Source organism: Streptomyces bohaiensis, assembly GCF_012033785.1.
In the GTDB taxonomy this organism is placed as follows: domain Bacteria; phylum Actinomycetota; class Actinomycetes; order Streptomycetales; family Streptomycetaceae; genus Streptomyces; species Streptomyces bohaiensis.
The window spans coordinates 1-12554 of sequence record NZ_JAAVJC010000140.1 but is presented as its reverse complement, the minus strand read 5'-3'; the positions used below and the strand labels follow the sequence as shown (position 1 = coordinate 12554).

Below are 12554 nucleotides of genomic sequence, written 5' to 3'. Positions count from 1 at the left end.
GCGCCGGCGCGGGCCCGGGCCTGCTCGCCCTGGGGCCGCCCGGCGGGGGTGCGCGGTGTGGGCTCGTCTGGCAAGTGCACTCCCGGGAGACGATCGGACTGCCATGGTAGCGACCGTGCGGGAGGCCGGGCCCGTTCGACGGGGCTGGCCGGGCGGTGGACGGGCACCGGCACCGCCCGGGCGTCGCGGCGGGTGGCCGGGCGTGTGCGCGGCGTTCCGCGCCTGGCGCACCGAGGCGGTGGGTCGGCCGGGAGACCCCGGAGAACCGTTGAGGGGCGCGTGACCGTACGGTCACGCGCCCCTCAACGGTTCTCCGGCCCGGCGGCGATACCGGGCCGGTGTCACACGGTGATCAGTGCTTCCAGCGGGACGTCGTCCAGTGCCTCCAGCAGCAGCTCGCGGCCGCCGAGGAAGCCCAGCTCCAGCAGGACGGTCACGCCCACGACCTCGGCCCCCGTCCGCCGGATCAGTCGGACCGACGCCCCGGCCGTGCCGCCGGTGGCCAGCACGTCGTCGATGATCAGCACCCGGTCACCGGGGCCGATGGCGTCGGCCTGGAGCTCCACCTCGGCGGTGCCGTACTCCAGGGAGTAGCTCTCGCCCACCGTCTCGCCCGGCAGCTTCCCGGCCTTGCGGACCGGGACGAAGCCGACGCCGGCCCGCACCGCCGCCGGGGCACCGATGATGAACCCGCGCGCCTCCAGCCCTGCGACCGCGGTGGCACCGACGCGGGTGACCGCGGCGGCCAGCGCGTCGGTGAGCACCGAGAAGGCACGGGGATCGGCCAGCAGCGGCGTGATGTCCTTGAACACCACCCCCGCCTTCGGGTGGTCCGGGACATCCCGGATGCCGTTCAGCAGCAGCTCGCGGTCGCCGCCCGCCAGCGGCGCCACCGTCCCCACCCCGGTCATCGGCGCTTCCCCGAGGGACGACCGCGGGTACGGCCGCGGGAGACCGGCTGACGGCGCTCGACGGTGACCTGACCGGTGGCGGCGGCGTGCGCGGCTGCGTCCGCCTCCTCCTCCGTGCGGCCCTCAGCGCTCTGCCCGGGCAGCCCGCTGTTGGGCTGCCCCGCGGCGGGCGAGGGGGCGCTGCCGCCGCGCTCCGCCCGCTTGGCCAGCACGTTGCGCTCGTGGGCGCGGATGGCCGGGTCGCGCAGCTTGAAGTCCACCACCACCGGGACGGCGATGAACAGCGAGGAGTAGGTGCCGGCGATCAGGCCCACCAGCAGCGGCAGCGCGATGTCCTTGAGCATGCCGCCACCGAGCAGGCCGGTACCGATGAACAGCAGCGCCGCCACGGGCAGCACGCCGGTGATGGAGGTGTTCATCGAGCGGACGATCGTCGCGTTGACGGCCTGGTTGCCCAGCTCCCCGTAGGTGAACCGGCTCTGCTTCTCCAGCTCCGCCGTCTTCTCCTGCGCCTTGTCGAAGACGACCACGGTGTCGTAGATCGAGTAGCTGAGGACGGTCAGCAGGCCGACCACCGTGCCGGGAGTCACCTCGAATCCGGCGAGGGCGTAGACCCCGATCGTGATGATCAGGTCGAAGAGCAGCGCGACCATCGCCGCCAACGACATGCGCCACTCGAAGGTGATGGCCAGGTAGACGCAGACCAGGACCATGAAGATGATCATGCCCTGGAAGGCCTTCTCGGTCATCTGCTCGCCCCAGCTGGGCCCGACCAGCTCCGCGTCCACCTGCTCCAGGGGGACGCCGGCCGCGTCCGCGATCGCGGCGCGCGTCGCGTCCGACTGCGCGGTCTCCAGGTCGGTCACCTGGATGCGCAGCGCCCCACTGTCGCCGACGGTCTGCACCCGGGCTTCCTGGCCGACGGTCTCCCGGACGACCTCCCGGGCGTCCTCCACCGTCAGCGAGCTGCTGTCCGGGGTGTTGTAGACCGCGCCGCCCTGGAACTCCACACCGAGGAAGAGTCCGCGCACCCCGAGACCGGTCAGGGAGACGATGACGAGCAGGACGGAGATGGCGTACCAGAACTTCCGCTTGCCGACGAAGTCATAGGCGGTCTCGCCGCGGTACAGCCTGGCGCCGAGCGTGCTCAGCCGTGCCATCTCACGCCTCCTTCGGTTCGGCGGGAACGGTGGTGGGGCGGCGCGTGGAGCGCCGGATGGGCGGACGGGCGCCCAGCCGCTTCGGGTCGAGCCCGGACCACTTGTGCCCCTTGGCGAAGAACGGACGACGCGCGGCCAGCGTGACCAGCGGCTTGGTCAGCAGGAACACGATGATGAGGTCCAGCGCCGTCGTGAGGCCGAGCACGAAGGCGAAGCCCTGCACCGAACCGACGGAGACGAGGAACAGCACGATCGCTGCGAGGAACGACACCACGTCGGAGACGACGATGGTGCGTCGCGCCCGGGGCCATGCCCGCTCGATGGCCGCACGGACCGGCCGGCCCTCGCGCACCTCGTCGCGGATGCGCTCGAAGTAGATGATGAACGAGTCCGCCGTGATACCGATGGCGACGATCGCACCGCAGATCGCGGGCAGACTCATCGCGAACCCGATGGCCGGGCCCAGCAGCGTCATGATCACGTAGGTCAGGTAGGCCATGGCGGCAAGGCTGACGATCGCCACCAGCGACAGCGCGCGGTAGTAGTACATCAGGTAGCCGAAGACCAGCAGCAGGCCGATGCCGCCGGCGATGAGACCGGCCTTGAGCTGGTCACCGCCGAGCGAGGCGGAGATGGTGCTGTAGTTGCCCTCCTCGAAGCTGATGGGAAGGGCGCCGAACTTGAGGATGTTGGCGAGCTCGCCGGCCGACTCCTCGTCGAAGGTGCCGGAGATGGTCGCCGACCCGCCCGCGAGCCGCTCGCTGACGCGCGGCGCCGAGACGACCTCGCCGTCCAGGGTGATCGCGAACTGGTTGCGGGGCTGCATCTGGGTGCGCAGCTCGTTGGTGATGTCGGCGAACTTCGTCGCGCCCGCGGAGTTGAACTCCATGTTCACGATCCAGCCCTGGCCGGACTGGTTGTTGTAGATGGAGTCGGCGGAGCTGACGTCGGTGCCGGGGACGGCGACCGGGCCGAGCTCGTACTTCACCAGGCCCTCGGAGTCGCAGGCCACGATGGGCTCGTCGTCGCCCTTGGCCGCGTTCTCATTGCTGTTCGCCAGGCGGGCCTCGCCGGTCGTGCAGTCCAGCTCGGCGAGCTGGGCACCCAGACCGCCGGGCTCGACGCCCTCGTCCTCGGTGCCCTCCTCCTCGGAACCGGACTCCTCGGTGCCCTCGTCCTCGGTGCCGGGCTCCTCGGTGGAGTCGTCCTGGGTGCGGAACGCGGCCTGGGTGGCGCCGGTCACCGCGCCGGGCGAGGAGAGCTCGGGGAGGCTGGTGTCGCTGGAGCCGGTGCCGTCGTTCTCCGTGCCGTCCTCGGACTCCTCGCCCTCGGTGTCCTCGGCCGGGGCGTCCGCGCCGTCCTCGGTCTCCGCCTCCTCGTCGGCCGGCGGCTCCTCCCCGTCGGGGAGTTCCTCGCCGGGCTGCCCCACCATCTGGGCGTCCAGGACGGGACGGAAGCCGAGCTGCGCGGTCGTGCCGACCTGCTCGCGCGCCTGCTGCTCGTCGGTGCCCTGGGGGATGTTGATGATGATGTTGCGGTCGCCCTGTGCCTGCACCTCCACCTCGGAGACCCCGAGGCCGTTGACACGGCGCTCGATGATGTCCACGGCGGTGTTGAGGTTGGTCGAGTTGACCGCGCCCTCGTTGCGGGCGTCGGACGTGGCGGTGAGTGTGATGCTCGTGCCACCGGCGAGGTCGATTCCCAGCCGGGGGGACTTCTCCCCCGAGAGCAGCATGCCGCCGGTGAGCATCACGGCGAGCAGCAGGATCAGGAGCAGCGCGCGGCCGGGCTTGGCCTGCGTGGACCTGAATTCCTTCTTCTTCTGGGAAGACCTGAGGCCCTGGTTGGGTCCAGCCACCTTTTCGTCTCTCTCTGTCCAACGGCACCGCGCCCGGTGGTGGCGGCACGGTTCACGGGATGAATGGGCATGACGCACGGCACTGACGCCGGCCCGCGGGCCGGCGTCAGTGCGCGGTCAGGGCTTGGACCCGTTCTCGCCGTCGCGGGCGGAGCCCTGGGACCGGGTGTCCTCGGAGCCGGAGGGTGCGTCCTGGGACTCGGTCGACTCGGGCTTGTCGGCGGGCTCGGCGTCGCCGTCCTTCTCGAGGCCGACGCGGCGCTCGTCGGAGGCGTCGCGCTCGTCGTCGGTGCCGGTCAGCGAGGAGGCGTCGTCGGGAACCACCGGGGTGTCCTCGGCGTCGTACGCCTCGTCACCGCTGAGGATGCGCTCGTACTCCTCGGGCTCCAGCACCGCGCCGATGGCGTTCTTGGCGAACAGCAGCTGCGAGCCGTCCTCGGACTCCAGGAGGACGGAGTCCTCGCGGACCTCCACGACCATGGCGTAGAGGCCGCCGATCGTACGGACACCGGTGCCGGGTTCCATGGAATTGCGCATCTCCATAGCCTGGCGCTGCTTGTTCTTGGCCGATCGGGTCATAAGAAGCATGACACCGATGAGCAGGATGAACGGAAGAAGAAGTTCCACGGCGGAGGACATTCCTTACGGCGGCCGAGCGTCGAGCGTTCGACCTGGTCTGGGGTGGGGATCACCACTCGTCGGGTGTGGCGTCGGCGCAGTCTAAGCGAGGCGTCACCAGGGGAACAACGTCGCGGACGCACGCCGGGGTTCCCGAAGCTGGATCGTGTTTTCCCCGTGGCCGACACGTCGCCGGGGCGCGGCCGCCCCGGGCCGGCCGCACGGCGCCGCACGGCTGGTCAGCCGCCGAAGAGCCCGGGTTGACCCGGCTGCGACGCGGGCGGGGTCAGGCCGAGGTGGGCCCAGGCCGCGGGGGTGGCGACCCGGCCCCGCGGGGTACGGGCGAGCAGCCCCTCCCGCACCAGGAACGGCTCGGCCACCTCCTCGACCGTCTCCCGCTCCTCCCCCACCGCCACGGCGAGCGTCGAGAGCCCGACCGGCCCACCGCCGAACAGCTTCAGCAGCGCCTGGAGCACCGCGCGGTCCAGCCGGTCCAGCCCGCGCTCGTCCACCTCGTACACCTCCAGGGCGCGCGACGCTGTCTCTCGGCCGATGGCCCCGTCGGTCTTGATCTGGGCGTAGTCCCGGACCCGCCGCAGCAGGCGGTTGGCGATCCGGGGGGTACCGCGCGACCGGCCGGCGATCTCGGCGGCGCCGGCGGGGTCCACCTCGACGTCCAGGAGGCCGGCGCTGCGGTGCACCACCCGCTCCAGCTCGGCCGGTGCGTAGAACTCCATGTGCGCGGTGAAGCCGAAGCGGTCCCGCAACGGCGGCGGCAGCAGCCCGGCCCGGGTGGTGGCGCCGACCAGGGTGAACGGCGGCAGCTCCAGCGGGATGGCCGTCGCCCCGGGCCCCTTGCCGACGATGACGTCGACGCGGAAGTCCTCCATCGCCATGTAGAGCATCTCCTCGGCCGGCCGCGACATGCGGTGTATCTCGTCGAGGAAGAGGACCTCCCCCTCCTGGAGCGAGGAGAGGATCGAGGCGAGGTCCCCCGCGTGCTGGATGGCAGGACCGGAGCTGATCCGGATGGGGGCGCCCATCTCGGCGGCGATGATCATGGAGAGCGTGGTCTTGCCGAGACCGGGCGCGCCCGAGAGCAGCACGTGGTCGGCGGTCGCGCCGCGCTCACGCGCGGCGCGCAGGACCAGGTCGAGCTGCTGCCGGACCCGCTCCTGGCCGATGAACTCGCGGAGCTGCCGGGGGCGGAGTGCCGCCTCGACGGCGCGGTCCTCGCTGTCGGCGTCGTGGTCGACGAGCCGCTCACCACCGGGACTGGCGCTCATGCGGTGGCCCCCGGACGGGGGTGGGCGGCCGGTGGGGCGGTGGGGGTCATCGGGGTTCCTCGGGATCGACGGCGGACGGACGGGGCAGCGGCGAGGCAGGGAGCCGGGCGGACCCCGCGGCTCAGCGGGGGCGGCCCAGCGACTGCAGCGCCGCCCGCAGCAGGACACCGGTCTCCGGGGTCCTGCCGGCGGCCTGCTCCTCCTCGGCCCGGGGGGTGACGGCGGTGACCGCCTCGTCGGCCTCGCGCGGGGCGTAGCCCAGCCCGACGAGGGCACCGTGCAGCTGCTCCTGCCACGGCGCGGGGCCGCGGGCGGCGGCGGGGGCACGCACCTGCCCGCCGGTGGGGGCGCCGAGGCGGTCCTTGAGTTCCAGCAGCAGCTTCTGCGCCCCCTTCCGGCCGATCCCGGGCACGGCGGTGAGCGCCTTCTCGTCCCCCGTGGCGACGGCGGCCCGCAGCGCGTCGGGGGCGTGGACGGCGAGCATGGCCTGGGCGAGCCGGGGGCCCACACCGCTGGCGGTCTGCAGCAGTTCGAAGGTCTGCCGCTCGTCGTCGTCCGCGAAGCCGTGGAGTGTCAGCGACTCCTCGCGGACCACGAGCGAGGTGGCCAGCCGCGCGGTCTCCCCCACGCGCAGCGCGGCGAGGGTGCCCGGTCCGCACTGGACGCTCACCCCGAACCCGCCGACCTCGATGACGGCCGCGTCGGGTGCGAGGGCGGTGACCGTGCCCTGGATGGAGGCGATCATGAGCGGGCGCCCTTCGGGAGACGGGAGACGGCGGTCCGCGCCTTCGCGCTCTCGCGGGCGAGGCGGTGCTGGGCGGGCGCGCGCCAGATGTGGCAGATGGCGAGTGCGAGGGCGTCGGCGGCGTCGGCGGGCCGCGGCAGTTCGGTCAGCCGCAGCAGCCGGGTGACCATGGCGCCGACCTGCGCCTTCTCGGCGCGGCCGCTGCCGGTCACGGCGGCCTTGACCTCGCTCGGGGTGTGCAGGGCGACCGGGAGGTCGCGGCGGGCGGCACAGAGCATCGCCACCGCGCTGGCCTGGGCCGTCCCCATGACGGAGCGGACGTTGTGCTGGCTGAAGACCCGTTCCACCGCGACACGGTCCGGACGATGGGTGTCCAGCCACTCCTCCAGGCCGACCTCCAGCAGTCGCAGCCGTTCGGGGACGTCGGCGTCGACCGGGGTGCGGAGCGTCCCGACGGCCACCATCCGCAGTGGCCGACCGGCCTCGCCCTCCACGACCCCGACACCGCACCTGGTCAGGCCGGGATCGACCCCCAGAACTCGCAACGCGCCTCCTCGTCCGTGCACTTCGAGCAGGCTACCGGCCGCCACCGACAGCGCTCGGCAGCGGGCGGGGCCGTGTCCCGCGCGGGCAGCCCCGCCCGGCACCGGAACGCACGGACGGGCGGCCCCCGGCGCCGGTGTGGGGCGCCGGGCGGGCCGCCCGTGTCCGCGGGTGCCGTCGGGCCGTCAGGCCTCGACCTTCTCCATGACCTCGTCGGAGACGTCGAAGTTGGCGAAGACGTTCTGCACGTCGTCGCTGTCCTCCAGCGCGTCCACCAGCTTGAAGATCTTGCGCGCGCCGTCCTCGTCGAGCTCCACCTGCATGGTGGGGACGAAGTTGGCCTCGGCGGAGTCGTAGTCGATGCCCGCCTCCTGGAGGGCGGTGCGCACGGCGACGAGGTCGCCGGCCTCGCTGAGCACCTCGAAGGACTCGCCGATGTCGTTGACCTCCTCGACGCCGGCCTCCAGGACCGCGCCCAGGACCTCGTCCTCGCTCAGTCCGCTCTTGGGCACGATGACGACGCCCTTGCGGTTGAAGAGGTAGGAGACCGAGCCCGGGTCGGCCATGGAGCCGCCGTTGCGGGTCATCGCGACCCGCACGTCGGAGGCGGCGCGGTTCCGGTTGTCGGTGAGGCACTCGATGAGCACGGCGACGCCGTTCGGGCCGTAGCCCTCGTACATGATCGTCTCGTAGTCGGCGCCGCCGGCCTCGATCCCGGCGCCGCGCTTGACGGCGGAGTCGATGTTCTTGTTCGGCACCGAGCTCTTCTTCGCCTTCTGGATGGCGTCGAAGAGCGTGGGGTTGCCGTCGGGGTCGGCCCCGCCGGTGCGCGCCGCGACCTCGATGTTCTTGATCAGCTTGGCGAAGAGCTTGCCGCGCTTGGCATCGATCACGGCCTTCTTGTGCTTTGTGGTTGCCCACTTAGAGTGGCCGGACACAGCCTCGCTCCTTCACAGTCACCAACAGTACCGGGACCGGAATCCTACCGCCCGGCTCCCGCGGCCTCGCCCGCGACGTCCCGCGCTCCGGTCGTGAGGGCCACCATGTCCGTGAAGAGCCGGTGCACCCGGGTGTCCCCGGTGAGTTCGGGATGGAAGGCGGTGGCGAGCAGCGCCCCCTGGCGCACGGCGACCGGGTGGCCCTCGCAGACCGCCAGGACCTCCACGCCCTCGCCGACCGACTCGACCCAGGGGGCACGGATGAAGACGCCGTGCACCGGGCCGCCCTCGATCCCGGCGACGGGGAGTTCGGCCTCGAAGGACTCGTTCTGCCGCCCGAACGCGTTGCGCCGCACGACCATGTCGATGCCGCCGACGGTCTGCTGGCCCGAGCGGGGGTCGAGGATGCCGTCGGCCAGCATGATCATTCCCGCGCAGGAGCCGTAGACCGGCAGACCGGCGCGGACGCGGTCGCGCAGCGGCTCCAGGAGACCGAAGGCGACGGCCAGTTTGGAGATGGTGGTGGACTCCCCGCCGGGGATCACCAGGCCGTCGACCGCGGCGAGCTCCTCGGGACGGCGCACGGTCGTCGCGCGTGCGCCCGCGGCGGTGAGGGCCGCCAGGTGTTCGCGGACATCGCCCTGGAGGGCGAGTACGCCCACGGTGGGACGGGAGGTGGCGTCGGTGGCGTTCGGCGTGGTCACGGCTGGCCTTTCGGAACGGGTGCGGCGGACGGGCGCGCCAGGGGCACGGCCCGCCCGCCGGGGTCGGTCGCGTCGGGGCCCGGTCACCCCGCCGCGGGCGGGGTGACCGGGTGCCGCCGGATCACCAGCCGCGGGAGGCGTACCGCTGGCTGTCGGGCAGGTCGTCGCAGTTGATGCCGACCATGGCCTCACCCAGCGCGCGGGAGGCGTCGGCGATGACCTTCGGGTCGTCGTAGAAGGTGGTGGCCTTCACGATCGCGGCGGCGCGCTTGGCCGGGTCGCCGGACTTGAAGATGCCGGAGCCGACGAAGACGCCCTCGGCGCCGAGCTGGCGCATCAGCGCGGCGTCCGCGGGGGTGGCGACACCGCCGGCGGAGAAGAGCACCACGGGGAGCTTGCCGAGCGCGGCCACCTCGGCGACCAGCTCGTAGGGGGCGCGCAGCTCCTTGGCGGCGGCATACAGCTCGTTGCGGTCGTAGCCGCGCAGCCGGGCGATCTCGCCGCGGATCTGCCGCATGTGGCGGACGGCCTCCACGACGTTGCCGGTGCCGGCCTCGCCCTTGGAGCGGATCATGGCCGCGCCCTCGGCGATGCGGCGCAGCGCCTCGCCCAGGTTGGTGGCGCCGCAGACGAACGGGGTGGTGAAGGCGAACTTGTCGCTGTGGTTGACCTCGTCGGCCGGGGTCAGCACCTCGGACTCGTCGATGTAGTCGACGCCGAGCGCCTGCAGGACCTGGGCCTCCACGAAGTGGCCGATCCGGGACTTGGCCATGACCGGGATCGACACCGCCTCGATGATGCCCTCGATCATGTCCGGGTCGGACATCCGGGCGACGCCGCCGTCCTTGCGGATGTCGGCCGGGACCCGCTCCAGCGCCATGACCGCGACCGCGCCGGCGTCCTCGGCGATCTTCGCCTGCTCCGGCGTCACCACGTCCATGATGACGCCGCCCTTGAGCTGCTCGGCCATGCCGCGCTTGACCCGCGCGGTGCCGGTCTCGGCCGCGGTACCGGTGGTGGCGTCGGACGTGCTGGTGGGCGTGGTGGACACGGGGCGACCTCTCGTCGGCTGTCGGGGACCGGTGCCGCCCCGACCGGTGTCCGGTGGTGCGGCCCGGGACCGGTGGCCCGCGGCGACGCCCGTCGGATGCCGGGCGAGTGGACGCGGAACCGGTCCGTCCACGATGAAAGCGGACGCCCCGGAGCCGGGCAAAGGGCCAATCCGGGAGCGGTGGACCGCCCGGCGCGGCGGTGGACCCGGTCAGCCGGACCGGGTGGCCCCCGGGTCCGTCGCACGGGCGGCGAGCGCGGCGGGCGGCTCGTCGTCCATCTCGAAGGCCAGCGGGAAGGCGGCATGGCCCGCCAGCCGGAACCACCGGACCTTGCGGTGCCGGTGCAGCGCACGCGCGGCGCGCACGCCGTCGTTGTGGAACCGGCGGGCCATGGGGACGCGCCGCACCGCCGCGCCGAGCTCGGCCACCGCCTCGGCTCCGCCGGGGGCCTCGCGGACCGCGGTGACCTGGCCGGGCTCCCCGAAGACCGCCCGCAGCGCCTGGCTCAGCTCGCTCTCGGCGACCTCGCGGTGGTCCGGCTCGGCCTGCCGGGCGGCATGGGCCGCCTGGTACAGCACCATCGAGGCGGCGGGGTCGAAGACGCCGGAGGTCGCGAGCTCCTGCGCCACCGAGGCGCGGCGGAGCAGCTGCGCGTCGAGCGCGGCCCGGGCGGCGTCGATGCGGGTGTGCAGCCGGTCCAGCCGGCCCGCGGTCCAGCTGAGGTAGACCCCCGTCAGGAGCAGGACGGCGCAGATGATGATCAGGGTCGTCACGAGGGGACAGGCTACCCGCGCGGGGTGGTGCGCTCGTCGGGTGCGACGGCCACGGCGCCCTCGGTGACGGTCTCGTAGACCGCGAGGATGTCGGCGCCCACCGTCGTCCAGTCGAACCGCCGCACGTGGGCGCGGGCGCTCTCGCGCAGCGCGTCGCGGCGGGCCGGGTCTCCCAGCAGCCGCACCGCGGCCCGGGCCAGGGCCGCGGCGTCCTCGTTGGCGAACAGCTCTCCGGCGGCGCCCTGGTCGAGGACCTGGGCGAAGGCGTCGAGGTCGCTGGCGAGGACCGGCGCCCCGGCGGACATCGCCTCCACCAGGATGATGCCGAAGCTCTCACCGCCGGTGTTGGGTGCCACGTAGAGGTCGACGGAGCGCAGGAACCGGGCCTTGTCCTCGTCGCTGACCATGCCGAGGAACTCCACGTGGTCGCGGAGCCCGGGGGGCAGCGAGGCCACGGCCTGCTCGGCGTCGCCGCGGCCGGCGACCAGCAGCCGGGTGCCCGGGCGCTGCGCCACGATCTCGGGCAGCGCCCGCATCAGCACGGGGAGCCCCTTGCGGGGTTCGTCGATCCGGCCGACGAACCCGATGGTCGGGGCCTCGTCGGTGCCGGTCCACTCCGGGTGGGTGTCGGCGCGGGCGAAGAAGTCGACGTCCACCCCGTTGGGGATCACGACGGCGTCGCCACCGAGATGCTCCACCAGGGTCCGGCGGGCGTACTCGCTCACCGCGATGCGGGCGCTGATCTTCTCGAGCGCCGCCTGGAGCATGGAGTAGGCGGCGATCATCGCGCGCGACCGCGGGTTGGAGGTGTGGAAGGTGGCGACGATGGGCCCGCGCGCCGCCCAGCAGGTCAGCAGCGCCAGCGAGGGCGCCGCCGGCTCGTGGACGTGGAGCACGTCGAAGTCGCCGTCCAGGACCCAGCGGCGCACCCGCGCCGCGGAGAGCGGACCGAAGTTGAGCCGGGCGACGGAGCCGTTGTAGGGCACCGGCACGGTGCGGCCCGCGGAGACCAGGTACGCGGGCAGCCCGGCCTCGTCGTCGGCCGGGGCGAGCACCGACACCTCGTGGCCGAGGCGGATCAGGTGCTCGGCCAGGTCCCTGACGTGGAACTGGACCCCGCCGGGGACGTCCCAGGCGTACGGGCAGACGATGCCGATCCTCACGCGGTCCCTCCCCGGGCCAGGTCGCTCAGCCACAGCCGCTGCAGCATGTGCCAGTCCTCGGGGTGACGCGCGATGCCGGCGGCGAACGCGTCGGCCAGCTGCTGGGTCATCACGGCGCCGCGCTGCGCGCGGGTGCCCTCGGCCGGGACCTCGACGGGGTCGTGCACCCGGACCTGGAGGACGGGGGTGGTGTCGTACCAGAGGGTGACGGGGAAGAGCGCGGCACCGGTCTGCTGGGCGAGCAGCGCGGGCCCGGCCGGCATGCGGGTCGGCTCGCCGAAGAAGTCGACCTCCACCCCGGAGGCCGAGAGGTCGCGGTCGGCGACGAGGGCGACCACGCCGCCGGCGCGGAGCCGGCGGGCGAGGGTGCCGAAGGCGGAGCCGCCGGTGTGCGGCAGCACCTCCATGCCCAGCCCCTCGCGGTAGGCCACGAACCGGTCGTAGAGGGTCTCGGGCTTCAGCCGTTCGGCGACCGTGGTGAACGGGAGGCCGGCCGCGCCGGCGAGCCAGGCGCCGGCGAGATCCCAGTTCCCCATGTGGGGCAGCGCCAGGATGGCGCCTCGCCCCTGCGCCACGGTGTCGGTGACGCGGGACATCTCGTGGACGTGCACCCCGGTGCGGATCCGGTCCTCGGACCAGACCGGCAGCCGGAACGACTCCACCCAGTACCGGAGGTAGGAGCGCATGCCGGCGCGCGAGAGTTCGCGGATGTCGGCGGCGGTCGAACCGGGGCGCACCCGCGCCAGGTTGGCCTCCAACTGCCGCACGCCGCGGCCGCGCCGCCGCCAGGCGGCGTCGGCGGT

13 protein-coding genes are annotated in these 12554 nt (G+C 73.2%); all 13 read right to left on the bottom strand.

What is annotated here, in order from left to right:
• Positions 1–341: 341 nt before the first annotated feature.
• A complete protein-coding gene (locus HCN52_RS15625; RefSeq protein ID WP_168089056.1) occupies positions 342–911 on the bottom strand; it encodes an adenine phosphoribosyltransferase in 570 nt (189 codons plus the stop codon).
• Positions 908–2071, bottom strand: a complete 1164-nt coding sequence (gene secF, locus HCN52_RS15620) for a protein translocase subunit SecF (protein ID WP_168089055.1) — start codon at positions 2069–2071, stop codon at positions 908–910. The genes HCN52_RS15625 and secF overlap by 4 nt, the downstream gene beginning before the upstream one ends.
• A gap of 1 nt (position 2072) precedes the next feature.
• A complete protein-coding gene (gene secD / locus HCN52_RS15615; RefSeq protein ID WP_376767136.1) occupies positions 2073–3929 on the bottom strand; it encodes a protein translocase subunit SecD in 1857 nt (618 codons plus the stop codon).
• Between the two features lie 117 nt (positions 3930–4046).
• Positions 4047–4556 carry a preprotein translocase subunit YajC gene (gene yajC, locus HCN52_RS15610; protein ID WP_376767135.1) on the bottom strand — a complete coding sequence of 170 codons (510 nt, stop codon included), beginning with the start codon at positions 4554–4556 and terminating at the stop codon, positions 4047–4049.
• Between the two features lie 230 nt (positions 4557–4786).
• Positions 4787–5833 carry a Holliday junction branch migration DNA helicase RuvB gene (gene ruvB, locus HCN52_RS15605; RefSeq protein ID WP_168089053.1) on the bottom strand — a complete coding sequence of 349 codons (1047 nt, stop codon included), beginning with the start codon at positions 5831–5833 and terminating at the stop codon, positions 4787–4789.
• A gap of 121 nt (positions 5834–5954) precedes the next feature.
• On the bottom strand, positions 5955–6578 hold the full coding sequence (gene ruvA / locus HCN52_RS15600; RefSeq protein ID WP_168089052.1) for a Holliday junction branch migration protein RuvA: 624 nt from the start codon (positions 6576–6578) through the stop codon (positions 5955–5957).
• Positions 6575–7123: a crossover junction endodeoxyribonuclease RuvC gene (gene ruvC, locus HCN52_RS15595; RefSeq protein WP_168089051.1), complete on the bottom strand. Its 549-nt coding sequence runs from the start codon at positions 7121–7123 to the stop codon at positions 6575–6577. The genes ruvA and ruvC overlap by 4 nt, the downstream gene beginning before the upstream one ends.
• A gap of 183 nt (positions 7124–7306) precedes the next feature.
• Positions 7307–8059, bottom strand: coding sequence for a YebC/PmpR family DNA-binding transcriptional regulator (locus HCN52_RS15590; protein ID WP_167931496.1), 753 nt, complete (start codon positions 8057–8059; stop codon positions 7307–7309).
• Positions 8060–8103: 44 nt separating this feature from the next.
• Positions 8104–8763, bottom strand: a complete 660-nt coding sequence (pdxT, locus tag HCN52_RS15585) for a pyridoxal 5'-phosphate synthase glutaminase subunit PdxT (RefSeq protein ID WP_168089050.1) — start codon at positions 8761–8763, stop codon at positions 8104–8106.
• Positions 8764–8884: 121 nt separating this feature from the next.
• Complete coding sequence (gene pdxS, locus HCN52_RS15580; RefSeq protein WP_168089049.1) at positions 8885–9814, bottom strand: pyridoxal 5'-phosphate synthase lyase subunit PdxS; 930 nt, start codon at positions 9812–9814, stop codon at positions 8885–8887.
• A gap of 210 nt (positions 9815–10024) precedes the next feature.
• Positions 10025–10588, bottom strand: coding sequence for a hypothetical protein (locus HCN52_RS15575; RefSeq protein ID WP_168089048.1), 564 nt, complete (start codon positions 10586–10588; stop codon positions 10025–10027).
• Positions 10589–10599: 11 nt separating this feature from the next.
• Complete coding sequence (locus tag HCN52_RS15570) at positions 10600–11751, bottom strand: glycosyltransferase family 4 protein (RefSeq protein WP_168089047.1); 1152 nt, start codon at positions 11749–11751, stop codon at positions 10600–10602.
• Positions 11748–12554 (bottom strand): phosphatidylinositol mannoside acyltransferase (locus HCN52_RS15565; protein WP_168089046.1); only part of this gene is annotated, 807 nt, incomplete at its 5' end. The genes HCN52_RS15565 and HCN52_RS15570, both read right to left, overlap by 4 nt.